Origin of the sequence: Mesonia sp. K4-1 (genome assembly GCF_008017825.1) — a bacterium.
Classification (GTDB): Bacteria; Bacteroidota; Bacteroidia; order Flavobacteriales; family Flavobacteriaceae; genus Mesonia.
On the sequence record NZ_VRLS01000010.1, the window covers coordinates 1 to 25,052 of the forward strand.

Sequence of the window (25,052 nt, forward strand, 5' to 3'; positions counted from 1 at the left end):
TATAGTATGAGATTCCGGATCAAGTCTGGAATGACAAAAACAACCAATTATTACAAATTATGGATAAGCAATTATTTTAAAATGAAAACCTATGAAACCCATTTATATAGTTATCTTTTTGATATTGCTGTTATGGAATAATTCTATGACTGCCCAACAAAAAGACTGGCAATGGATTAAACAGGGGGGAACCAGTATAGAAGGAGACGAAACCGAAGAGGCTTACGATATTGCCACCGATAACGACCAAAATGTATATGCGGTTTCAGCTATGGGGATCTATAACTTTTGGGATTTATACACCGACTACAACTACTGTCACTAAGTAATAATTACATAAGAGATTTATTATTTATAATAAACTCTTTTTATCTACATTTTATAAAAAAAATCCTTTATTAGTAATTTTAATTATTTTGTTAATAGATATTATTAATATTTTGATTTCTGATTTCGGTCGACTTACAGAATATGGATATGGTTATTTAGTGGGTAAAATAATTCTTGTCTTAATATTTGGAATAATATTAATTTTGACAAGAAAACACCACACCTAATTTAATTAGAGATATTTGAGGTACGGATGACAAAAATGTATATAACTTACTACTTTTCAATACATAAGAATGTTTTTACAGACATTTTCCTCAATTTCTATTTATTGATTTGAGACTTAAATAAGCAATAAAATTCACAAATTGATATATTAGGTGTTATCATAAAGATAGACTCTGCAACTTTTATTCCTATTATCTTCAGAGAAGTTTTTATGAATTTTAGATATTAATTTAAAATCAAAAAAATTATATAAACTAATCAATCACAAATTGTTTTAGCACACCAACTACGTAATCAAGTTCTTCCTTTGTGTTAAAGCTAGAAAATGAAAATCTTACTGAAGGTTTATCTAAATCTTCTTCAGATAAAATAGCATTTAATACATGAGATCCTTTGTCACTACCGCTCTGGCAAGCACTACCTTTTGAGCAAGCTATTCCGTTAAGGTCTAATTGAAACAACAACATAGCAGCTTTATCATTAGACACTGGTAAGCACACATTTACAAGGGTATAAGTACTATCTACCAGATTTGAACATCCTCCATTAAATTTAACTCCAGGGATTTCTTTTTCTAATTGTTCCATGAAGTAGGTTTTTAAACCTTCTGTGTAAGGTTTTTCTGTAGCTAAGTTATCATAAGAAATTTGAAGAGCTTCTGCTAAACCTACAATATTATGCACACTTTCTGTTCCTGCACGGTAACCTCTCTCCTGTTCTCCTCCAAAAATTAAAGGTTTAAGTCCGCTATTCTTTCTTACGTAAGCAAAACCAACTCCTTTAGGACCATGAAATTTATGTGCACTTACTGCAGTAAAATCTACTGGTGTATTTTGCAAATCTATTTCATAATGACCTATCGATTGAACGGTATCACTATGAAAAAGAGCTCCGTTTTGATGACACAACTCACCTACTTTTTGAAGATCCAAAATATTTCCAACCTCATTATTTACGTGCATTAAGCTAACCAGAGTTTTTTCATCACTAGACTTCATTAGAGAAACGAGATGTTCTAAATCGATACTTCCACAATCTTTTAAATTAACATACTCTACTTCAATATCATAACATTGCTGAAGTTGGTTTACCGTATATAAAACAGCGTGATGTTCAATTTTAGAAGTAATAATTCTTTTGACACCTAAATCCCTAACTGCACTATTTAAAGCTAAGTTATCGGCTTCGGTCCCTCCAGAAGTAAATACAATTTCAGAAGCAGTAACATTTAAATATTTTGCCACCGTTTTACGAGCATTTTCTATATAAGATTTTGCCGAACGACCAAAAGCATGTGTAGAAGAAGGGTTACCATAACTTAGTTGCATCACTTCTGTCATTTTCTCAATAACTTCAGGTCTCAGTTGCGTGGTAGCTGCACTATCTAAATATACTTTTTTCATAAAATTAGGTCTTGAAATTGATGCTGCAAAACTAATCATTTTAAATTATTTTTTATAATCTTGGCTGTAAATTGATCAATAGATTATTTTTGCTGTAAATTAAGAGTTATGAAAAACGTATATTTCTTTGGTATTGTGTTGTTAAGCTTATTAGCTTCGTGTGATGATGGCGAACTTATTGTTACTAATTTCGATTTTGATTCGGACACAAGTTTACAATTTTGTTCTACAGAAACCGAAACAGTAATCTTTGCCTTAGAAACAGATCCTTATGAAACGATTTTCTTTAAATTTAATGACGGTGAATTTACAGGAAGTTTTGAAGGTACAGCGATAGACACCTCTGTCACTTACAATGTCACTGATGATAATCAAATAATATATCGTAGTTTAAGTAGCTCTATAACTGCTGACTATTTTTGCAATACGATTCCCCCAACACAAAGCAATGTAAAAGAAGAATATGTTTCTACAAATGGCGGTACGGTTACTTTTAATATTTCAGTAAACTTACCTACGGGAGACGATGCCGATACTGATGGAGATGGTGTAACTGATATTGTAGAAGGAAAAAACGAATCTCCTCAAAAAGATACCGACGGAGATGGAATTCCTGATTACTTAGATAAAGATGATGATAATGATAACGTACTAACACAAATAGAAAATAATCTTTCTAACCAACCCACTTTTGAAGGTACCTTTCCTGATACCGACGAAGATGAGATTCCTAATTACTTAGACGACGATGATGATAATGACGGAGTATTGACCCGTTATGAGGATCTAAATGCTGCTGATAATATTACTGAAGAAGATCCTGATCTAGATTTAAATCCTACTGACGATGATACCAATCAAAATGGGGTTCCAAATTATTTAGACACAGAAGATACTGGTGAGTTAATCATCGAAGAGTTTAAAGCCAATGAACTTTCTAGAAATTTTACTACCGTTGTCTTAGCAGAAAACATTTCTCTAAAAAATACAAGCAATAACGAAGAGATAACTTTAGAAACTTTAGTTATGGGTAAATTACAAGTGACAAAAACAGTAAAAGTAGAATCTCAAACTGAGTAAATATTATTTCTGACTTATAAAAACTTCTGTAGCGCCATACCCATATTTTCTTGGGTTGGCCTCATAAAAATTCACTTGTTCGTATCTACTAAAAAGAGTGTTAAGTTCTGCTTTAAGGACTCCCTCTCCTATCCCGTGAATAAATACCAATTTTTGTATTCGGTTTTTAATCGCATGCTCTAATCGATACCGAGCAGTATCCATTTGAATATTGAGCATATCAAAATTATCGAGATGCTTCCTATCGGTTAACTTCTCAATATGCAAATCAATTTCTATAGCAGGTACTCCTTTTTCTCTTTTTTTACTAATAGACTTAGGTTTTTTACCAACGCTTTTTTCCCTTAAAGCGTTTATAATTTCATTTTCCTTAACGGAAATTTCTTCGCTACCAGTTTTAACTACTTCCGAGACATCGAAACTCATTAGAAAACCATCTGAAGTTTCAATAAAAACAACATTATTTTCTATATTTTGAACGAATCCAGCGATAGCCTCATCTAAAACTTCTACCCAATCTCCTACATTAATCATTTTCTTCTGTTTTATCTTCTTTAGACCTAACATTTGTATTTAATAGATACAACCCTAACATTAAAAAAATAATTCCTAAAATTTTTAAATAAATTAAATCTTTTTCTTGTGTCATATCGTATATTAGCATACCCCCACCCGTTAGAATACAGATAACACTAAATAACTGAAAATTAGACTTTGGCATATTTTAAAATTATTTTTTAACAAGCCATAAAGATAATTTTTATTAATATTTTTTTACCCTTAATTATTATAAAAGTATTAATTTTGAACAAATTAATGATAATGAAGAACATAACTACATTTTTATTACTCCTTTTTACTGCAAATTCTTTTGCTCAACTCACGATAAAACCAACAACTATTGGCTCGGGAGTTACTACGGATAATACATACATATATGTAGATGGTACCGTTATTTATGTAGAAGAAAATACAAATTTCACTAAAAATAACGATACAGAGATTGCTAATTTATACCTTAGAAATGAAGCTCAACTTATTCAAGGTACTGCGGGAACTTCTAATAATTTAGGAACCGGAACTATGTCAGTCTTCCAAGAAGGTACTGCAGATGCTTTTGAATACAATTATTGGGGTTCTCCTGTTGGTGTTTTAACCAAAACAGATCCTGCTGGAAATACTCCATTTGGTGTAGCATCTTTAGGAGCTCCTATTAATCGTTTAAAAAGTAGCGCTACATTAGCTTCAAACGGATATAATGGTACTGCTAATCCTTTTAGAATTGCCCAGTATTGGATTTGGAAATATATAAATACTGGTACAGCGACTTATGCTGACTGGATTCATGTTCAATTCAATCAAACTATTAATGCAGGAGAAGGTTTTACCATGAAAGGTACCAATGGAACCGATAACACAATTATCCATGGGGTACAAAATAATCCCGGTGATGCCCAAAGATACGATTTTAGAGGAAGACCCAACGATGGTACTATTACAGTTACAACTGCTACAGATTACGATGAAATTATTTTAATAGGTAACCCTTATCCTTCTGCATTAAATCTAAATTATTTTTTAATAGAGAATAGTAAAAATGCAGATGCTTCTACAACTGAATTTGTGGATAACACTTGTACAGATGGTGCTCTTGTTCAAAGAAGAAATTCAACTACAGGTGTTGCTTATTTCTGGGATATGGATGATACTGTTAATTCTCATAATATTAAGGATTATAAAGGTGGTTATGGAGCTTATGCTCCTAATGCAGGTTGTAGTGCCATAGGAACTTATACCCCACCTGTATTTTATATGTATGATGTTAACGGAAATATTCTTAATGGATCAGCCGCACCACAAACAGCGGGTAGTGATCAATATAGGAGGTTTCTTCCTATTGGGCAAGGTTTTTTTGTAGATGCTCCAGATCTTGATACAGGAGATAGTCCTATCGATTACCCAATTGAAGCTATACAATTTAAAAATACTCATAGAGTTTTTGTTAAAGAGGGAGTTAGTAATGAGTCTTATTTTGATAGATCTTCTACAGTGAATAATTCTAATAATGACTTAAACGAAAAAGCGGTAAATTATGTTCTTCCAAAACTTAGGCTTAATATAGAATTTGACGGATTATATACTAGACAACTTGCTTTAGCTTTTAATGATGATGCGAGTTCTGATATTGAAGTAGGAATGGATGCACTTAATTTTGACTCCATTTCGTCTGATGCCGGATTTTTACATGGTACTAATTCTTATGTGATTGACACGAGACCTTTTGACATAGACGATAGGTTACCTCTTTATCTAAATCTTTCTTCACAAAATAGTTTATCTTTTAAAGTTAATAATTTTGAAAATTTTTATGCTAAAAATGTCTTTATCTATGATAAACAAACAGATATTTATCATTCTGTAAAAAACAATTTTTTTTATATTACGCTACCAGCAGGTAACTATTCAGAAAGATTTGAACTTACCTTTAAGGACAGTGAAGAAGATTTAGAAGCTTCTGAAGAAATTGCATCAAGCTTTGATGTAATCCAAAATAATACAAATGCTCAATTGACAATACTAAATCCTTTGCAAGAAAATTTAAAATCTGTAGAGGTATTTGATATGACAGGAAAAAGAGTGCTATTTCAAGGAAATTTAGGAAATCGAGGTCAATATTACTTTTCAACTTCTCAACTTGCGGAGTCAGTTTATGTAGTTAAAATTTCGACTACTGATAATATCACGACAACTAAAAAAATAAGCGTTTTCCAACGTAGATAACATCTGTTATGGAAGAATTTATGCTTCCTTGTTTTACTAAGCAGTTTTTTCACTTTCCTTGTCCTGGATGCGGGAGTCAAAGAGCTTTATTATTGTTGTTTCAAGCAGATTTCAAAGGTGCGTTTTTAATGTTTCCTGCTATTTATCCTTTAATCATTTTCGGTTTATTAATTCTTATTAATTTTGTAAGACCTATAAAATTATACAGCAAGCTAGTTTCTTATTTTGCTTATATATCTGTAATCACTGTTTTAGTAAACTATACGATTAAAATCCTACTTTAAATTTCATATATTTAACCACTAATCAAATCTAAAAAAAATGACTCAAAAACTACCAAATGCAACCTTAGCACTCGTGTTAGCAATTATATCTTATGTAGCCTGCTGCTTAAGTTACGGTCTTGGAGGCCTTGTACTATCTATTATTGCTTTTGTTTTAGCAAATAAAGATCGTAAAACTTATTTATTAAATCCAGAAAATTATGACAATTACGGACAAGTAAAAACGGCAAGAATTTTAGCTATTGTTGCTTTAATTTTATCAGCTTTAATCGTAATATCTTCTATCGCTGCTCTTCTTTTCTTCGGAAGCTTAGAAGGATTGGAACAATGGGCAAATGAAATGCAACAACAACAAATAGAAGCTGCTCAATAGAATTTTACTTTTAAAAATAAAACTCCGCAATTTTCATTGCGGAGTTTTTTTATTTTCTACTCTAAGGAGGTTCTTAAATTTTATCTTCAAATGTTCTAAGTGTTTTCACGATGATAGAAACACAATCCATAATTTCTTCTTTCGTAATTACTAAAGGAGGTGCAAAACGAATGATATTCCCATGAGTTGGTTTCGCTAATAAACCATTTTCTTTAAGCGCCATACAAATATCCCAAGCAGTAGAACTTTCTTCACTATCGTTAATTACAATAGCATTTAATAATCCTTTTCCTCTTACAAGGTTAACTACATTAGATGAAGCGATATATTTATTGATTTCTGTTCTAAAAAGCTCTCCCATTTTTTCAGCATTGTCGGCAAGATTTTCTTCTTTGATAACTTGTAATGCTGCGATTGCAACTTCACAAGCAACAGGGTTACCTCCAAAAGTAGAACCATGTTGACCTGGTTGGATGACATCCATCACTTCATTATTAGCTAATACTGCTGAAACTGGATAAACCCCACCAGAAATTGCTTTTCCTAAGGTAACAATGTCAGGTTTAACATTTTCATGATCTACTGCCAATAACTTTCCAGTTCTAGCAATACCAGTTTGAATTTCATCAGCAATAAAAAGTACATTATGCTTTTCACACAAAGCTTTTGCTTTTTGTAAATAACCTTCAGAAGGAACATAAACCCCTGCTTCACCTTGTATAGGTTCTACTAAAAATCCTGCAATATTTTTATTTTCACTTAAGGTTTTTTCTAATGCATCTAAATCATCGTAAGCTATTTTTAAAAATCCTGGAGTATACGGACCAAAGTTTTTGCGTGCACCTTCATCATTACTAAAAGAGATTACAGTAGTGGTACGCCCGTGAAAGTTATTTTCAGCAACGATTATTTCAGCTTCATTTTCTTTAATTCCCTTTTTCTCGTAAGCCCATTTTCTACAGATTTTAATGGCTGTTTCAACGGCTTCAGCACCTGTATTCATTGGTAATAACTTGTCAAAACCAAAATACTCGGTAGCGAATTTTTCATATTTTCCCAGAACATCATTATGAAATGCACGAGAAGTTAAGGTTAAAGTTTCGGCTTGTTTGGTCATAGCCCCAACAATTCTAGGGTGACAATGACCTTGATTTACAGCTGAATAAGCTGAAAGAAAATCATAATACTTTTTATCTTCAACATCCCAAACAAAAACTCCGTCTCCTTTTTTTAAGACTACAGGTAAGGGATGGTAATTATGAGCTCCGTGTTTATCTTCTAGAGCAATTGCTTCTTGTGATGATTTAATTTCTACAACTGACATGTGTTTAATTTCTTTTCAATTTTAACTTCGTTGATTCCTTCTTAATGGAGAGAAATCATCCATAATCATGAAGTTTGCAAAATACTAAATGTTTAGCACTTTTGTGAACTTCAACTTCATAAATTCTTCCTATTTTTGCCCTATGGGAAGAAGAAAACACAATAAAATAGCCTTTGAAGCCTTAGACGTAATTGATGCTGGTGCCAAAGGAAAAGCAATAGCCAAAGCTCCAGACGGTAGAGTGGTATTTATAGATAACGCTGTACCTGGCGATGTGGCCGATGTACAAACTACACAAAAAAGAAAAGCATACTATAAAGCTAGCGCTACGCACTTTCATAAATTATCTGAAAGAAGAACCGAACCTGTTTGTCAGCATTTTGGTACTTGTGGTGGCTGTAAATGGCAAAATATGGAATACGATTCTCAGCTTCATTTTAAACAAAAAGAGGTTGAAAATAACTTGAGAAGATTAGGAAAAATTGAATTACCAGAAATTACTCCTATCTTAGGCAGTAAAGAGATTTATTTTTACAGAAACAAAATGGAATTTTCTTTTAGTGATAGCCGTTGGTTAACGCTTAATGAAATTAAAAGTGATATCGCTATTGCGGATAAAAATGCACTTGGATTTCATATTCCTGGAATGTGGGATAAAATTTTAGATATTAAAAAATGTCACTTACAAGAAGATCCTAGTAATGCTCTAAGAAACGAGATTAGAGATTTTGCAACGATACAAAACATACCTTTCTTTAATGCTAGAAAGCAAGAAGGATTATTACGTACCCTAATGATAAGAACTTCTTCTACAGGAGAGATTATGGTGTTGGTACAGTTTTTCTATGAGGACAAAGAGAAAAGAGAGCTTTTACTTAATTTTATTGCTGAAAAATTCCCTGAAGTCACTTCCCTACTCTACGTGGTAAATGAAAAAGGAAATGATACTATTTACGATCAAGAAGTAGTTTGCTTCAAAGGAAGAGATCACATTTTTGAAGAAATGGAAGGTCTAAAGTTTAAAATTAATGCTAAATCTTTTTACCAAACCAATTCCGCGCAAGCGTATGAATTATATAAAATCACACGAGAATTTGCTAATTTAAGCGGGGATGAATTGGTGTATGATTTATATACCGGAACAGGAACTATCGCTCAATTTGTCGCTAAAAAAGCAAATAAGGTGATTGGTGTAGAAGCTGTACCTGAAGCTATTGAAGATGCTAAGAAAAATGCAGAATTCAATAATATTGAGAACACTCAGTTTTTTGCAGGTGATATGAAAAAAGTCTTCACACAAGATTTTATCAACACTCATGGGCATCCAGATGTTATTATCACCGATCCGCCAAGAGACGGAATGCATAAAGATGTAGTAGCACAAATTATTAATATTTTACCTAAACGTATTGTGTACGTAAGTTGTAATTCGGCTACGCAAGCAAGAGATTTAGCCTTGTTAGATGAACATTACAAAGTTACTAAAACGCAAGCGGTAGACATGTTTCCCCAAACTCATCACGTAGAGAATGTTGTTTGTTTAGAATTGAGATAATGAAAAAAAACACGTACATTTTTCTATTGATGGTTTTCCTGATTTTTTCAGGATGTCAAAAAGATGATATCTGTTCAGAAACGACCAGCACCACGCCACATTTGGTAATTAAGTTTTTAGATAACGAAAATCCATCAAATACTAAAGCAGTAACCAACTTACAAGTTCAAGAAGAAAACTTGTTAGAAGACTATTTTGAAACTCCTATTAACGACACCTTAATTAAAATTCCGTTAAGGACAACTGCAAATTTCACCAATTATATATTTACCTTAAACGCTCCAGAAGATCCAGATGCCGAAATTGGAGAAGATGACGCCTTGCCCAATGAGGATCATCTAGATTTTAGTTACGGTACCGTAGTCGAATATGTAAGTAGAGCTTGTGGTTATAAAACTCTATTTGTAGGCTTTGAAGCAAGTAGAGTAAGTGAAGGAAGCAATACCAATTGGATAGAAAGAATAGAAGTGCAACAACCTAATGAAATTACCAATGAAATTGACACGCATTTATTTATTTATCATTAGTTTTTTTGCCTTAGCAACCAACAGCATGCAAGCACAACAAACTGCAAGCCAGGATTCTATTGTGATCAAAGAAAAGTTTGGGGTTCGTGTAGGTGCCGATCTTCAAAAAGCTATTCGTAGCTTAATAGATGAAGATTTTCAAGGTTTTGAGGTTTTAGGGGATTATCGTGTGTATAAAGATTATTACGCTGCTGCGGAAATAGGAATCGAAGAAAAAGATTACACCGAACCTTACCTTGACGGAACTGCTAGCGGAACCTATATAAAAATTGGAGCCAATTATAATGCTTATGAAAACTGGCTCGATATGCAAAATGAAATTTTTGTGGGTATTCGGTATGGTTTTTCAAGCTTTTCGCAAACTTTAAATAAGTATGCTATTTATGCCAATGACAGTTATTTCCCCGTAGATATTAGAGAAACTAATCAAGAGTTTAAATCGTTAAATGCTAGCTGGGGAGAACTGCAAGCTGGTTTAAAAACCGAGGTTTTAAATAACCTCTTTTTAAGCGTTCACGTACAATTAAAAGTAATGATTAGCGACAAAAAACCAGATGATTATGACAATCTCTACATCCCTGGTTTTCATAGAACCTATGACAGTAGTAGTTTTGGTGTAGGTTGGGGCTATTCTCTTTCTTATCTTATTCCTGTGGTTAAAAAAGATAAGAAGTTAAAACCCTTAGATTGATAAAAAAAATTTTTACGATAAACTTTTCCTTTATTATTATAATATAAAAAAGACATTATACTCAAAAGAAAACTAAACTTATCTTTTAGGTTCAAGGTTTTCTCCTACTTTTATATTTCACTATCTCTATTCTCCCCCTCTTTTATTAATTTATTACTTGAACGAGCACATAATGTAGAATTAGTCCTCAGCTTAACTAATAACTATCTCTATTCTTAATCATTTTTCTGTATTTTATGTACCTTTTTAGTCCCTTCATAAATCTCATATTTTAACAAACGAGACTCTAACTTTCCGTTAAACAGCTTAATTTTTCGAGAAGGTCTTAAACCAACATTTTTTATCGCTTCCATATTAGAAACAATAAACCAAGCTTGTGTTCCAGGATAACTTTGCTTCAACGTATCTCCTATGTCTTTATAAAATTCTTCAAGATTCAATAGCTCTAATCGTTCTCCATAAGGCGGATTAAAGACCATATGCAAATGACCTTCAGTATTTTTTTCAGTTTTAAAGAAATCTTGTTGTTCAATAGATATAAATTCAGATAAATTGGCATTTTCTACGTTATCTAAGGCTTTATGTACGGCAGAAGGCGCCTTATCGTATCCAATAATTTTATGATCAAAACCACGTATTCTACTCAATAGAGAAGCTTCTATTTTTTCAAATAAATCCACATCCCAATCTTGCCATTTTTCAAAACCAAATTCTTTTTTATTCAAATTTGGCGGAATATTACAAGCAATCATAGCGGCCTCAATTAAAATAGTACCACTTCCGCACATAGGATCAATAAAATCTGACAGACCATCCCAACCGCTCATCAATAGCATTCCTGCAGCTAGAACTTCATTAATAGGTGCAATATTGGTGGCTGTTTTATATCCTCTTTTATGTAAAGACTGACCAGAACTGTCTAAAGAAATCGTACAAACCGTATCTTCTATATGCACGTTGATGCGTAAATCTGGAAAATCTAAATCTACGCTAGGTCGAAATCCTGTAGTATTTCTAAACAAATCGACAATAGCATCTTTAGTTTTTAGCGCAATAAACTTACTATGAGTAAATCGTGTAGAATGCACGGTAGCATCTATAGCTAAAGAACCTTTATTACTTAGATATTGCGACCAATCTATGGCATAAACTTTTTTATAAAGTTCATCTTCAGATAAAACTTTAAAAGTTTTAATGGGTTTTAATATTTTAATGGCGGTTCTTAGACCTAAATTGGCTTTATACATAAAACCTTTATCCCCATAAAAGCTCACGTTTCGTACCCCTTCTTTTACATCTATTGCACCTAAATTCTTTAATTCTTTCGCTAATAAAGGCTCAAATCCGTAAAGGGTTTTTGCCACCATTTTATAATTATTTTCCATATAGAAGTTCTCTTGTGCTGCAAAAATACATTATTTTTGCAGGCTATGATAAAAGATGAGACAAAATGGTACGCGTCTTGGTTTGATACCAAATATTACCATATTTTATATAAAGATAGAGGTTACGAAGAGGCAGAAGATTTTATGCGTAATCTAACTTCTTTTCTTCAGTTAAAAAAAGGAGCTTCAATTTTAGATTTAGCTTGTGGTAAAGGTAGACACTCTGTATACTTACACGAATTGGGTTACAACGTTACTGGCGTAGATCTTTCTAAAAACAGTATTGAAAAAGCGAAGCAAAAAGAAGAAAATGGACTTCAATTTAAAGTTCACGATATGTGTCTTCCCTTAGCGGAAAAGTTTGATGCTGTTTTTAATCTTTTTACGAGTTTTGGATATTTTGAAAACGAAGAAGATAATTTTAAAACCATTCAGGCGATCAAAAAAGAGCTCAAACCAAATGGGTACGGTGTTATAGACTTTATGAACGTGAATTTCGTGATTAAAAACTTGGTGAGTCAAAATTCAAAAACTATTCAAGGAATAGACTTTCATTTAAAGCGTTATGTTGAAGATGGTTATATCTTTAAAAATATAGAATTTACAGATGAAGGAGAAGAATTTAAATTTCAGGAAAAAGTAAAAGCTATTACTTTATCTCATTTTGAAGAATACTTTAAAAATGCTGGATTGAAAGTAAAGACTCTTTTTGGAGACTATCAGCTAAACGATTTTAATCTAGAAAATTCTTCTAGGCTTATTTTAATATTTGAACACGCATGAGTTTAATTTTGCCCATTATTGCAGTACTTATAGGTTTGTCTATCGCCTATTTTTTAAAAGCCAATTCTACTTCCGTAAAGTTATTGCTATCATTTAGTGGTGCTTTTCTATTATCTATTACCGTATTTGAATTTATTCCAGAGGTGTATGGAGATTATCATAAAACCATTGGTGTTTTTACTATGTTAGGTATTCTATTGCAGATTTTCTTAGAATTTCTTTCGAGAGGAGCTGAACACGGACATCTACATCACCATGAGGATACTCAAAAATTTCCTGTTTTATTATTTATAAGTTTGTGTATTCATTCTTTGTTAGAAGGTTACCCGTTACACGAAAATGATCATTTATTATGGGGTGTTGTGATACATAAAATCCCGATTGCTATTATTATCGCCTCGTTTTTAATTCACTCACAATTATCTAAAGGTAAAGTCATTATTTTTCTTTTCATCTTTGCTTTAATGACACCCATAGGCAGCTTGATAAATAAATATTTTTCTTTCTTAACGGAATACGAAGTATATATAGAAGCTTTGGTAATTGGTATATTCTTACATGTATCGACTACCATCTTATTTGAATCTTCAAAAAATCATCAATTCAACATCTCTAAGGTTCTTATGATTGTTCTAGGAGTTGTTGTGGCTTATTTTTTATAAATGTTTAGCAGAGAAGAATCTAAAAAAATTAGACAAGAATTTTGGACCAGTTTTGGCAAACGCAACGACCGAAAGTGGATGCTTTACGATACCAAAATGAAAGAGATTAATCTTAAATTTCATTTTGACACCAAAATTGCAAGTTTAGGGTTTGTAATTGATACAGAAGATGAAGATTTTAAAACGTACTATTTTGAAAAATTTGAAAGCTTAAAAACCGTCTTAGCGGAAGAAATTTCTGCTCATCTCATATTTGATTCAAATTATGAAACAGAATCTGGAAAAAAAGTAGCCTACATTTATCTTCTCAAAGAAAATGTTTCTATACATAAGAAAGAATCTTGGGAAGAAGTAGCTATTTTCTTTGAGAATTTTATGCCTAAAATGGAAATGGCTTTTTTAGAATATAAAGATTTTATCGAAAATTAAAATTTCTATTCACTTAATAAAGTACTCTAAATTTTATTGTTCCTTCTAAATTTTTGAGCTCTTTTATTATACTTTCATCGTAAGCTTTATTTACATCTGTAATAACATATCCAATAGTTTCGTTAGTTTTTAAGTATTGGCCATCGATATTTATTTGATGTTTAGCTAATAATTCATTGATCTTTGCCAAGATACCTGGTGTATTATAATGTATATGTATAAGCCTATGTGCATCTTTTAAAATAGGTAATTGCAAATTAGGAAAATTGACGCTATTGGTGGTACTTCCTGTATTGATATAATCCATGAGTTTTTGAGGTACAAACTGAGCAATATTCTCCTGAGCTTCTAATGTACTTCCTCCTATATGCGGCGTTAATATTACATTAGGTAATCCTTTAAGAATACTTTCAAAAGCTTCATCATTAGTCTTTGGTTCTTCTGGATACACATCTATAGCGGCTCCAATAATTTTTCCGCTTAAAATATTCTCTCTCAAAGCTTCTAAATTAACAACATGCCCTCTACTCAAATTTATGATTACGCTTCCTTCTTGCATTTGATCAAATTGCTCAATGTCAATAAAGTTTTTGTTTTCTGGTCTTCCATCTAAGTGAAGAGATATGACTTCACAAGTTTGTAGCAGTTCCTTTAAACTGTCACATTTAGTAACATTTCCCAAAGGTAATTTTTCAATCACATCATAATAATATACATCAAAACCTAAGCTTTCTGCTAATACAGAAAGTTGAGCTCCAATATTCCCATAACCAATAATCCCTAGCTTTTTTCCTCTTATTTCATAACTTCTCGTAGCAGATTTATTCCACTTTCCCAAGTGCATTTGTTGAATTTTATCAGGTACATTTCTGAGCAATAAAATGATTTCACCAATGGCCAGCTCTACTACAGATCTCGTATTACTATACGGAGCGTTAAATACTGGAATTCCTCTCTTAGCGCAAGCCTCCAAGTCTATTTGATTGGTCCCGATACAAAAAGCACTTACTGCAATAAGTCGCTTTGCATGTTGTAGTACTTTTTCAGTTAACTGAGTTTTTGAGCGAATTCCTATAATAGAAATATCCTTAATTTTCTCTTTTAATTCTTCTGCATCCATCGCTCCGCTATGCTCCAAGACTTCATATCCTTCTTTCTCTAAAATTACTTTAGCTGAAGGGTGGATATTTTCTAATAAAAGAACTTTAATTCTATTTTTTGGGTAAGATAAGGTCGTGTTCATATGATGTAAATATAAAAATTCGTCTAAACTAGGAGTTATATGGTCTGCCTTTTCCATTACATTTTTCCTTTTTACATTTTCCGTAAAGGCATAAAACTTATTCACCAAACCAGCTGCTTTAACTTCATAATCGTTGTAACCATCGCCTATCATATAAATATCACCTTTAAGATTTAATTTTTTAAGCAATTTTGATTTACCATTACTTTCAGTTAAAATATTAGATTCATCAAATCCCATAATATCTCCTTGCTGGTTATATGTAAATGTATTAGCAAACACGTGAGATTCTAAAATTCCATATTCTGTAACTATTGGGACTATAAAAGCTTTAAATCCGTTGGAAACAATATAAATTTGTGAAGCATGATCTTTTAAAAAATTTACATTTCTTTTAAAGGAAATGCTTATTTTTTCCTTTAATACTTCGATAAGCTCATCGAGATGAACTTTATTCGCTTTAACTAAGTTTATTCGCTGGTCTAATGATTGCTTAAAGTTTAAATCTCCTGCCATAGCAAGCTGAGTAATTTCCTCAATTTTTTTTGAAACTTCTAATTGCTTGGGGTTGTCTTTTAAACTTATTTTAGCGAGCTCATCTAATGCTTCTACTTGAGTAAATGTACTGTCAAAATCAATGATATAAATTTGGTTACTTTTCATAAGTTTTGAAAGTGTTCAGTTTAAACTTTGTGATTAAAAAAAATTTCATTTAAAAGTAAGATTTATAAATAAAACCACTTCACCGAGAAACATATATTTTTAATTTCTACTTTAATATTGTATATAATTTAAGGATCAAAAAAAAGCCTTGACATGTAAACACATCAAGGCTTTTCTATATAAAAATTTACCAAATTAAGCGGTAACTTCTTCTTCACTTTCTATAGTTGCTAAATAACGTTCGGCATCTAATGCAGCCATACAACCTGTCCCAGCGGCGGTAACCGCTTGTCTATATTCTTTATCTTGAACATCTCCACTAGCAAAAACACCTGGAATATTAGTTTTAGTAGATTTACCTTGAGTAATAAGGTAACCTGTATCATCCATATCTAACTGTCCTTTAAAAATGTCGGTGTTTGGTTTGTGTCCAATCGCAATAAAAAGACCCGTAATGGCTATATCTTCTTTTTCGCCCGTTTCATTATTGATCATTCTTAGACCATCAACTACTTGTTCTCCTAATACTTCGTCTACTACTGTATTATAACGCAAATCTATATTTTTAGTAGAGGTTACACGATGCTGCATAGCTTTAGAAGCTCTCATTTCATCTTTTCTTACCAGCATCGTAACTTTGTTACATATATTAGCCAAGTAAGTTGCTTCTTCTGCGGCGGTATCCCCTCCTCCAACAATAGCTACATCTTGTCCTTTATAGAAAAAACCATCACAAACAGCGCAAGCTGAAACTCCTCCTCCTCGTAATTTTTGTTCGCTTGGTAATCCTAAATATTTTGCTGTTGCTCCTGTAGAAATTACCACAGATTCAGCCTCTACCCAAGTTTTATTATCTATGCAAGCTTTATGAACACCTCCTACTTCTTTACTGAACTGAACTTCAGTTACCATTCCTATGCGAACTTGTGTTCCAAAACGTTCTGCTTGTTGTTGCAACTGAACCATCATAGTAGGACCATCAATTCCTTCTGGATAACCAGGAAAATTATCTACTTCTGTAGTTGTAGTTAGCTGTCCGCCAGGCTCCATCCCTGTGTACATAATAGGCTTTAAATCTGCTCTAGCAGCATAAATAGCCGCAGTGTATCCTGCAGGTCCAGATCCTATAATTAAACATTTTATTCTTTCTATTTTATTTTCTTCTGCCATGGTTGTTTACTTTTTGAATGGCTAAAATAATAAGTTTCATTTATTTAAAACAATAAATTTGATGAAGAGTTATTATATAATTATAAAGAATAGCAATTAAAAGCATTAACTATTTGTTGCTACGTATATTTTAATATTTTTGTTGTAAACTAATCTATAGCCATGACTAGAGAGGAAATTCTTGCCAAGATTGATGAAAAGTACGAGAACTTAGGAGAGAACCCCGATACTTATTTAAAAGGTTTGCTACAAGCTAAACCTATAAATTACTGGGATTACATTCAGGTAGATACTTTGCTTTCTCTACAAAAGCCAAGAACAGATTTTGAAGATGAAGAAATCTTTATCATGTATCATCAAGTAACAGAACTTGTATTAAAACTTATGATTCATGAGTTAAAACAAATTACCTCTAAAGATTTAGCTGAAGAAATTTTAGCAGATAAAGTCAATCGGCTGAACCGATATACTGAAATGCTCATGACTTCTTTTGATGTAATGCGTTACGGAATGGATTATGATGATTACAATACGTTTAGATCTACTTTAGCTCCCGCCAGCGGATTTCAAAGTGCTCAATTTAGATTTTTAGAAATTTATTGTACTCCCGTAGAAAACCTCATCAATAGTAAAGGAAAAGAACGTCTCCCAGAAATTCCTACTGTAGAAGATTTATTCGATCAAGTGTATTGGAAAGATGCGGGTCATAATCGTAAAACGGGAAAAAAGAGTTTAACGCTGAGAGCTTTTGAAGATAAATATCTTAATGATTTTATAGAATTAGCAGAAGCGATGAAAGGTAATACTTTAGCAGAGAAATTCTTGAAAATCAATAATCCTTCAGACGCACTCAAAAATGGCCTACGAGATATGGATTATTTATTCAATGTAAAATGGCCTATGATTCACTTAAATACTGCTCAGCATTACCTCAACAAAAAAGGAGAGGAAAAAGCAGCTACAGGGGGGTCTAATTGGCAAAAATATCTACATCCAAAATATCAGCAAAGAAAATTCTTTCCCTTTTTATGGACTGAAAAAGAAATTCTCAACTGGGCAGAGAATGAATAATTTTAATTTTTTCGGCTTATTTTAAGAACAACTTAATATCTTATTCTTAAATTTAGGAAATACCAAACCAACAACCTAAATTTAAGAAAACTATGAAAAATAATCTGCAAATAAAATCTTTCGCAGAATATAAAAAGACCTACAAAAGAAGTGTAGAAAACCCCGAAAAGTTTTGGAGCGAAGTTGCTAATAATTTCTCGTGGAAACAAAAATGGGATACTACATTAGAGTGGGATTTTAGCGCCCCAAAAATTAAATGGTTTAAGGGAGGAAAACTAAACATCACAGAAAATTGTTTAGATAGACATGCGGCCAATACCCCCAATAAAAATGCTATTATTTGGGAGCCCAATGACCCCAATGAAGAGTCTAGAACGATTACCTACAAACAGCTTTTAGTAAAAGTTTGTCATTTTGCCAACGTTTTAAAACGTAAAGGAATTAAAAAAGGAGATCGGGTTTGTATCTATATGCCTATGATCCCTGAGCTAAGCATTGCCATGTTAGCCTGTGCAAGAATCGGAGCTATACATTCTATAGTTTTTGCTGGTTTTTCTAGTAAAGCTATTGCCAATAGAATTAATGATTCTCAATGTATACTACTCATTACCGCAAACGATTATTACAGAGGTACGAAGTCTATTGACCTGAAAAGAATTTGTGATGAGGCCCTAGAAAACACACCGAGTATAGAAAATGTAATCGTTTACCGTAGAACCATTAATTCTACTTCTATGAAAGAAGGAAGAGATACGTTTTGGTTTGATGAACTTCAAAACGCTTACGCGGAATGTGATCCAGAAGAGATGGATGCAGAAGATCCTTTATTCATATTATATACATCAGGTTCTACTGGGAAACCTAAAGGAATGGTCCATACCACGGGTGGTTATATGGTAGGAACAACTTACAGCTTTCAAAATGTTTTCCAACCTGAAGAAGACTCTATTTATTGGTGTACAGCAGATATTGGCTGGATAACAGGACACTCATATATTATATATGGACCTTTAGCTTCTGGAGTTACAACGGTGATGTTTGAAGGCGTTCCTAGTTATCCAGATTGTGGTAGGTTTTGGGAAATCATTGAAAAGTTTAAAATTACTCATTTTTACACGGCACCTACCGCTATAAGAGCTCTTGCAAAAAAACCACTTTCTTTAGTAGAAGAACACGACTTAAGTTCTTTAAAAGTATTAGGAAGCGTAGGAGAACCAATTAATGAAGAAGCTTGGCATTGGTACAATGATAATATAGGGAAAACAAAATGCCCGATTGTGGATACTTGGTGGCAAACAGAAACAGGATCTATTATGATTTCTCCCCTGGCAGGAGTTACAGCCACAAGACCTGCTTTTGCAACTTTACCTCTACCAGGAGTTCAACCTGCTTTGATGGATGAAAATGGAGAAGAAATAGAGTTTAACGGTCAAAAAGCCGATGGAAGATTAGCCATAAAAGCTCCGTGGCCAGCAATGGCAAGAACCATTTGGAACGACCACGAACGTTATAAAAACACCTATTTTTCAGTATATAAAAATATGTATTTTACAGGAGATGGTGCCTACCGTGATGCCACAGCAAATTATAGAATTACAGGAAGAGTTGATGATGTGGTCATAGTTTCTGGTCACAATTTAGGAACTGCTCCTATAGAAAATGCTATTAATGAGCACGAAATGGTTTCAGAAAGTGCTATAGTTGGTTTTCCACACGATATAAAAGGAAATGCCTTATATGCTTTTGTGATTTTACAAGATAATGTTGAAGCCACAGATAATTTAAAAGAAGAAATTTTAGCAGAGATTACCAAACAAGTTGGCGCAATTGCTAAACCCGATAAAATTCAGTTTGTAAATAATTTACCTAAAACAAGAAGTGGTAAGATAATGAGAAGAATACTCAGGAAAATTGCTTCAAAAGATACCGATAATCTAGGTGATACATCTACTCTTTTAAATCCAGATGTAGTACAAGAAATAAAAGATAACGCTTTATAAGCGTTATCTTTTATTTTATTTTTAGGTTTAAAATATAGATAAGTCTCCTTTTCCTTCTCTGATAACTTCTGGATCACCATTGGTTAAATCAATAACCGTAGAGGCTACATTATCTCCATATCCTCCATCTATAACTAGATCGACTAATTTTCCCCATTTTTCTACGATAAGCTCAGGGTCTGTAGTGTATTCCAATACCTCATCATCATCTTTGATAGATGTAGACACAATGGGGTTTCCTAAAGCAGCTACTAAAGCTTTACTAATGTTGTTATTAGGCACTCTTATACCAACCGTTTTTTTCTTTTTAAAAACCGATGGTAAATTATTACTTCCTGGTAAAATAAAAGTATAAGGTCCAGGAAGGTTACGTTTTAATATTTTAAAATTTTGATTGTTGATGCTCGCATATTCAGATAAATTGCTTAAATCTTCAACGATAAAAGAAAAATTAGCTTTTTCTAACTTCACTCCTTTTATCTGAGCTATTTTTTCTAAAGCAGTATTGTTAGTAATATCACAACCTAATCCATATACAGTATCGGTAGGATAAATTATAAGTCCGCCATTTTTAAGGACATTTACTACTTTTTGAATTTCTTTTGGAGAAGGGTTTTCCTCGTAAATTTTAATTAGTTCAGCCATAAAATATGATTTTTTAAGAAAGCATAAGTTACCAAAAAAAATCGCTTTTAAACATTTTTATTTAAGCTTTAACGACTTCACTTTCTAGCTTCAAAACTTTATTCCCATCATCTTGCTCTATTAAAATGGCTTTATTACCTTTCTCTCCTTTTCTAGTAATTTTAGAACCTTTTATGGTTTTAGTAATCTCTTTAGTATAAGTCTCTCTAACTTTTCCTTGAGCTTCACCATCGCCCCATTTCCAACTGACTTTAGAACCCTCTTTAATCATTTTTTATTTTAAAAATAAACAAGCCGGTACTAGTAAAAGGTATATTTTAAAAAACTTTAAGAGAGTAATTTTAATTTAGCAAATCTCAATAACAATTTTTTTAATCCTCCATTTTCAAAATCGATTTCTGCTTTCTTATCTTGGCCTACTCCCTCTATTCCAATAATGGTTCCTTTTCCAAAACGCATATGTTCCACCATTTGTCCAGTTTCTAATTTCAAGGCTTCGGATGACGCTTTCGCGGAATTAGCACTGCTCTCGGGGCGTAATTTTCTTAACTTCCTTAATTGCTCTTCACTAGGTTTATGAGCTAAAGGAGGAGTTCCTTTTTTAGGTTTAGTTTGTCTTAATCTACTCTTATCTACTTCCCCAAAGACATCGGAATCTATAAGCGGCTTGTATTTATAATCATCCTGAGGAATCATGTATTCTTTATACTGATCGTCAATTTCCTCTATAAAACGACTAGGCTCGGCATCTATAAGTTTTCCCCAACGGTATCGAGACTGAGTGTAAGTTAAATAAGCTTTCTTTTCGGCTCTGGTTAAGGCTACATAAAAAAGTCTTCTCTCCTCCTCCAGCTCAGATCTAGTATTCATACTCATCCCCGATGGAAATAAATCTTCTTCTAAACCTACAATATAAACATAAGGATACTCTAAACCTTTAGCTAAATGTATGGTCATTAGTGCTACTCTATCTTCATCTTCCGTTGCCTTATCCATATCGGTAGCAAGGGCTACATCCTCTAAGAATTCAGCTAAAGAACCTTCAGCATCTGCAAGCTCTTTTTGTTCTTCAACAAAGTCTTTTATTCCGTTAAGGAGCTCTTCAATATTTTCTATACGAGCTATTCCCTCTGGTGTACCGTCTTTTTTAAGTTCTTGAATTAACCCTGTTTTTTTTGCTATAGCTTCAGCTACACTAAAAGGGTCTTCTTTTTGCGCCATGACCTGAAAACTCTTGATCATATTAGCAAAATTGGTAAGCTTGTTTCTCGTTCCGCTATTAATTTTAAGGTCTATTTTAGAGATATTATCTATCACTTCAAATATAGAACGCTTATAATGATTGGCTGCTAAAACCAGTTTATCCATCGTAGTGGCACCAATCCCTCGTGCCGGGTAATTGATCACACGCTTTAATGCCTCTTCATCTTTGGGGTTAACCAGTAAGCGCAAATATGACAAGACATCTTTAATTTCTTTACGTTGGTAAAAAGAAAGACCTCCAAAAATTCGGTAAGGAATATCTCTTTTCCGTAAAGCATCCTCCATGGCTCTACTTTGTGCATTAGTTCTATATAAAATAGCAAAATCACCATTTTTCATTTGGTGTTCCATTCTATTTTCAAAAATAGAACTTGCCACATAACGTCCTTCTTCCCCATCGGTTAATAGACGATTCACGATGATTTTAGGTCCTTCATCATTAGCTGTCCAAACCACTTTCTCTAATTTGGTTTTGTTTTTATCAATGATAGAATTGGCTGCTTCAACTATATTTTTGGTAGAGCGGTAATTTTGCTCTAACCTGTACATTTCTACATTGTCGTAATCTCGCTGAAAATTAAGAATGTTATTAATATTGGCTCCGCGGAAAGCGTAAATACTTTGAGCATCATCTCCAACCACACATATATTTTGAAATTTATCACTCAAAGCACGCACAATTAGATATTGCGAGTGGTTAGTATCTTGGTACTCATCTACCAAAATATACCTAAATCTATTTTGGTACTTGGCTAAAACTTCGGGAAAACGAGTAATAAGCTCATTGGTTTTAAGGAGTAAGTCATCAAAATCCATTGCTCCAGCTTTAAAACATCTATCAACATAATGTTGGTAAATTTCTCCCAAACGAGGTCTTTTCGCCATAGCATCTGCCTCTTGTAATTCACCATTTTGAAAATAAGCTTTAACAGTAATTAAACTATTTTTATAGGAAGAGATTTTAGAATATACCTGCTTATATTTATAAACATCTTTATCTAGTCCCAACTCTTTTATAATAGCAGAAATAAGACGCTGGGAATCTTGTGTATCGTAAATGGTAAAATTGGAAGGGTAACCAAGCTTATCTGCTTCAAAGCGTAAAATTTTTGCAAAAATAGAATGGAAAGTACCCATCCACAGATTTTTAGCTTCACTGCTTCCTACAATTTTTGATATACGGCTTTTCATCTCACGAGCCGCTTTATTAGTAAAGGTTAGAGATAGAATATTAAAGGGATCTACCCCTTTACTCATTAAATATGCAATTCTGTAAGTAAGCACTCTCGTTTTACCAGATCCTGCACCAGCAATGACAATCATAGGACCATCTTTTTGTAATACAGGCGCACGTTGTGCATCATTAAGTTCGGCTAAGTAATTTTCCAAAGTAATAGCTTTTAAAAGCGTGAATTTACCAAAAATTAAAAAAATTATTCTGCTTTTAAGCTTAACTTATAAACAATAGATTAGAAATCTATAGGAATGGTTAAAACCTTATTTCTTTACACATATTTTAAATATCTTAGTCTCTTATTTAGAAATGTGAAAATTTATGAATACCGTACTGGATTTTTTAGCTAGAATAACCTGGTGGCAATGGGTTATCATTGCTATTGTAGTAATTGCTATTAGAGATATTTTTTTTAATAAAAAACATATTATTACACGAAATTTTCCTGTAGTCGGACATTTTCGATATATGTTAGAGAGTATAGGACCCGAATTGAGGCAGTACATTGTCGCTAACAATAGAGAAGAATTACCATTTGACAGAATACAACGAGGCTGGGTGTATGCATCGGCAAAAAACCAAAACAATTATGAAGGCTTTGGGACCGATAGAGATATTTATCAAAATAATTATATTTTTATTAATAATGCCATGACTCCATACAAGATGGGAGTCAATCACCCTAATATTAACGACCCTTATTTTTTGCCCTGTGCAAAAGTAATGGGCTTACACCACAAAAGGAGAAAACCTTATCGCCCGGCGTCGGTAATAAATGTTTCTGCTATGAGTTTTGGTAGTCTTTCTGCCAGGGCAATTGCTTCATTAAATAAAGGAGCCAAATTAGCTAATGCCTATCATAATACTGGGGAAGGTGGAATTTCTTCCTATCATAAGAATGGCGGAGATTTAATCCTACAAATAGGTACAGGTTACTTTGGAATGCGTAATGAAGATGGAAGTTTTTCTATAGAAAAACTCATTAAATTAGTCGAAGAAACTCCCACCCTTAAAGCTATTGAAGTTAAGCTTTCGCAAGGTGCAAAACCAGGAAAAGGGGGTGTTCTTCCTGCTTCTAAAATTACTGAAGAAATTTCAAAGATTCGTCACGTACCCATGGGTAAAGATGTTATTTCACCTCCTTATCATACTGCGTTTGATGGTATAGATGAGATGATCGATTTTATAGAAGAGATTGCTGATAAAACCGGTCTTCCTGTAGGAGTTAAAGCGGCTATTGGAAAAACACAACAATGGCAAGAGTTAGCAAAGAAGATGAAAGATACTAATCGCGGACCTGATTTTATTTCTATAGATGGTGGTGAAGGTGGTACTGGTGCTGCTCCTCCAAGTTTCGCCGATCATGTGGCTGTACCTTGGACATATGGTTTTCAAAAAATATACAAGATTTTTAAAACTTATGATTTAACTGAACAAATTGTTTTTGTAGGTAGCGGTAAATTAGGTTTTCCCTCGCAAGCTGCGATGGCTTTCTCTATGGGAGCAGACGTAATTAATGTAGCTCGGGAAGCCATGATGAGTATAGGTTGTATACAAGCCCAATCTTGTCATACCAATACTTGTCCTACTGGTATAGCAACTCAAAACAAGTGGTTACAACGCGGAATTAATGTAGACGATAAAGCGGTGAGAACTAATATGTACTTTAGAAATTTCCGTAAAGAGTTTATTGAAATTACTCACGCTTGTGGATACGAGCATCCTTGCCAATTTACTATGGATGATGTAAACGTAAATCTTGGAGATCAAGATTTTACAAAAACCTTGGCCGACTCGTATGAATATCACAAAGTAAAAGTTCCTTTTGAGGGAGTTCGTTCTTTACAAAAATGTGAGTATCTTGGCGGAAATTATAAAAGAAAAACCTCAGAAAAATCTATAGAACTTGATAAAGTTCGATACTAACC

Annotated in this window: 24 protein-coding genes; 14 read left to right on the forward strand and 10 right to left on the reverse strand. The window is 33.0% G+C overall.

Annotation, left to right across the window (positions count from 1 at the left end):
- Positions 1-91 precede the first annotated feature (91 nt).
- Positions 92-325, forward strand: coding sequence for a hypothetical protein (locus FT986_RS00555; protein WP_147863347.1), 234 nt, complete (start codon positions 92-94; stop codon positions 323-325).
- Positions 326-812: 487 nt separating this feature from the next.
- Here the strand turns inward: FT986_RS00555 and FT986_RS00560 are convergent, their stop codons facing one another.
- Positions 813-1,961 carry a cysteine desulfurase family protein gene (locus FT986_RS00560; protein WP_147863348.1) on the reverse strand — a complete coding sequence of 383 codons (1,149 nt, stop codon included), beginning with the start codon at positions 1,959-1,961 and terminating at the stop codon, positions 813-815.
- Positions 1,962-2,069: 108 nt separating this feature from the next.
- Between FT986_RS00560 and FT986_RS00565 the strand changes: the two genes are divergently transcribed.
- A complete protein-coding gene (locus tag FT986_RS00565; protein WP_147863349.1) occupies positions 2,070-3,041 on the forward strand; it encodes a hypothetical protein in 972 nt (323 codons plus the stop codon).
- A gap of 3 nt (positions 3,042-3,044) precedes the next feature.
- Here FT986_RS00565 and FT986_RS00570 read toward each other — a convergent pair whose 3' ends face one another.
- Entirely contained in the window at positions 3,045-3,575 is a 531-nt protein-coding gene (locus FT986_RS00570) for a Smr/MutS family protein (RefSeq protein WP_147863350.1), read from the reverse strand.
- Positions 3,568-3,762: a hypothetical protein gene (locus FT986_RS00575; RefSeq protein WP_147863351.1), complete on the reverse strand. Its 195-nt coding sequence runs from the start codon at positions 3,760-3,762 to the stop codon at positions 3,568-3,570. Before FT986_RS00575 ends, FT986_RS00570 begins: the two co-directional genes overlap by 8 nt.
- A 101-nt stretch (positions 3,763-3,863) precedes the next feature.
- Here FT986_RS00575 and FT986_RS00580 point away from each other — a divergent pair, with 101 nt between their 5' ends.
- The 3 genes from FT986_RS00580 to FT986_RS00590 are packed head-to-tail and all read left to right on the forward strand — an operon-like array spanning position 3,864 to position 6,479.
- Positions 3,864-5,822, forward strand: a complete 1,959-nt coding sequence (locus FT986_RS00580; protein WP_187248545.1) for a T9SS type A sorting domain-containing protein — start codon at positions 3,864-3,866, stop codon at positions 5,820-5,822.
- 8 nt (positions 5,823-5,830) lie between these two features.
- Positions 5,831-6,106, forward strand: a complete 276-nt coding sequence (locus FT986_RS00585; RefSeq protein ID WP_147863353.1) for a DUF2752 domain-containing protein — start codon at positions 5,831-5,833, stop codon at positions 6,104-6,106.
- Between the two features lie 37 nt (positions 6,107-6,143).
- Positions 6,144-6,479 carry a CCC motif membrane protein gene (locus tag FT986_RS00590; RefSeq protein WP_147863354.1) on the forward strand — a complete coding sequence of 112 codons (336 nt, stop codon included), beginning with the start codon at positions 6,144-6,146 and terminating at the stop codon, positions 6,477-6,479.
- 73 nt (positions 6,480-6,552) lie between these two features.
- Here FT986_RS00590 and rocD read toward each other — a convergent pair whose 3' ends face one another.
- Complete coding sequence (gene rocD / locus FT986_RS00595) at positions 6,553-7,803, reverse strand: ornithine--oxo-acid transaminase (protein ID WP_147863355.1); 1,251 nt, start codon at positions 7,801-7,803, stop codon at positions 6,553-6,555.
- A 142-nt stretch (positions 7,804-7,945) separates the two neighbouring features.
- Between rocD and rlmD the strand changes: the two genes are divergently transcribed.
- From rlmD to FT986_RS00610, 3 genes are read left to right on the forward strand one after another with little or no spacing between them, the layout of a single operon-like run.
- Complete coding sequence (gene rlmD / locus FT986_RS00600) at positions 7,946-9,358, forward strand: 23S rRNA (uracil(1939)-C(5))-methyltransferase RlmD (RefSeq protein WP_147863356.1); 1,413 nt, start codon at positions 7,946-7,948, stop codon at positions 9,356-9,358.
- The gene (locus FT986_RS00605) at positions 9,358-9,885 is read left to right on the forward strand and encodes a DUF6452 family protein (RefSeq protein ID WP_146240784.1); all 528 of its coding nucleotides are present in this window, start codon (positions 9,358-9,360) and stop codon (positions 9,883-9,885) included. Before rlmD ends, FT986_RS00605 begins: the two co-directional genes overlap by 1 nt.
- The gene (locus tag FT986_RS00610; RefSeq protein ID WP_147863429.1) at positions 9,851-10,576 is read left to right on the forward strand and encodes a DUF6048 family protein; all 726 of its coding nucleotides are present in this window, start codon (positions 9,851-9,853) and stop codon (positions 10,574-10,576) included. The genes FT986_RS00605 and FT986_RS00610 overlap by 35 nt, the downstream gene beginning before the upstream one ends.
- A 215-nt stretch (positions 10,577-10,791) precedes the next feature.
- Here the strand turns inward: FT986_RS00610 and FT986_RS00615 are convergent, their stop codons facing one another.
- Positions 10,792-11,961 (reverse strand): class I SAM-dependent RNA methyltransferase, encoded by a 1,170-nt coding sequence (locus FT986_RS00615; protein WP_111541661.1) that lies wholly within the window; start codon positions 11,959-11,961, stop codon positions 10,792-10,794.
- A 45-nt stretch (positions 11,962-12,006) separates the two neighbouring features.
- Here FT986_RS00615 and FT986_RS00620 point away from each other — a divergent pair, with 45 nt between their 5' ends.
- The 3 genes from FT986_RS00620 to FT986_RS00630 are packed head-to-tail and all read left to right on the forward strand — an operon-like array spanning position 12,007 to position 13,835.
- A complete protein-coding gene (locus FT986_RS00620) occupies positions 12,007-12,744 on the forward strand; it encodes a bifunctional 2-polyprenyl-6-hydroxyphenol methylase/3-demethylubiquinol 3-O-methyltransferase UbiG (RefSeq protein WP_147863357.1) in 738 nt (245 codons plus the stop codon).
- On the forward strand, positions 12,741-13,406 hold the full coding sequence (locus FT986_RS00625; protein ID WP_147863358.1) for a ZIP family metal transporter: 666 nt from the start codon (positions 12,741-12,743) through the stop codon (positions 13,404-13,406). The genes FT986_RS00620 and FT986_RS00625 overlap by 4 nt, the downstream gene beginning before the upstream one ends.
- The gene (locus FT986_RS00630; protein WP_147863359.1) at positions 13,407-13,835 is read left to right on the forward strand and encodes a DUF4268 domain-containing protein; all 429 of its coding nucleotides are present in this window, start codon (positions 13,407-13,409) and stop codon (positions 13,833-13,835) included.
- Between the two features lie 13 nt (positions 13,836-13,848).
- Here the strand turns inward: FT986_RS00630 and serA are convergent, their stop codons facing one another.
- Both serA and trxB read right to left on the reverse strand, forming a co-directional pair.
- Positions 13,849-15,741, reverse strand: a complete 1,893-nt coding sequence (gene serA, locus FT986_RS00635) for a phosphoglycerate dehydrogenase (protein ID WP_147863360.1) — start codon at positions 15,739-15,741, stop codon at positions 13,849-13,851.
- Positions 15,742-15,936: 195 nt separating this feature from the next.
- Positions 15,937-16,911 carry a thioredoxin-disulfide reductase gene (trxB, locus tag FT986_RS00640; protein ID WP_147863361.1) on the reverse strand — a complete coding sequence of 325 codons (975 nt, stop codon included), beginning with the start codon at positions 16,909-16,911 and terminating at the stop codon, positions 15,937-15,939.
- A gap of 162 nt (positions 16,912-17,073) precedes the next feature.
- Here trxB and FT986_RS00645 point away from each other — a divergent pair, with 162 nt between their 5' ends.
- Together FT986_RS00645 and acs are read left to right on the forward strand one after the other, a co-directional pair.
- Positions 17,074-17,982, forward strand: a complete 909-nt coding sequence (locus FT986_RS00645) for a tryptophan 2,3-dioxygenase family protein (RefSeq protein ID WP_147863362.1) — start codon at positions 17,074-17,076, stop codon at positions 17,980-17,982.
- A gap of 59 nt (positions 17,983-18,041) precedes the next feature.
- Positions 18,042-19,982, forward strand: a complete 1,941-nt coding sequence (gene acs / locus FT986_RS00650) for an acetate--CoA ligase (RefSeq protein WP_255505872.1) — start codon at positions 18,042-18,044, stop codon at positions 19,980-19,982.
- 27 nt (positions 19,983-20,009) lie between these two features.
- Here the strand turns inward: acs and FT986_RS00655 are convergent, their stop codons facing one another.
- The 3 genes from FT986_RS00655 to FT986_RS00665 all read right to left on the reverse strand — a co-directional run bounded on the left by FT986_RS00655 (position 20,010) and on the right by FT986_RS00665 (position 23,279).
- Entirely contained in the window at positions 20,010-20,627 is a 618-nt protein-coding gene (locus FT986_RS00655; RefSeq protein WP_147863364.1) for an L-threonylcarbamoyladenylate synthase, read from the reverse strand.
- Positions 20,628-20,688: 61 nt separating this feature from the next.
- Positions 20,689-20,898: a DUF2945 domain-containing protein gene (locus FT986_RS00660; RefSeq protein WP_147863365.1), complete on the reverse strand. Its 210-nt coding sequence runs from the start codon at positions 20,896-20,898 to the stop codon at positions 20,689-20,691.
- Between the two features lie 56 nt (positions 20,899-20,954).
- Positions 20,955-23,279, reverse strand: coding sequence for an ATP-dependent helicase (locus FT986_RS00665; protein ID WP_147863366.1), 2,325 nt, complete (start codon positions 23,277-23,279; stop codon positions 20,955-20,957).
- A gap of 166 nt (positions 23,280-23,445) precedes the next feature.
- On the opposite strand from FT986_RS00665, the gene FT986_RS00670 reads away from it, so the two are divergent.
- Positions 23,446-25,050, forward strand: coding sequence for an FMN-binding glutamate synthase family protein (locus FT986_RS00670; protein ID WP_147863367.1), 1,605 nt, complete (start codon positions 23,446-23,448; stop codon positions 25,048-25,050).
- Positions 25,051-25,052: the final 2 nt, after the last annotated feature.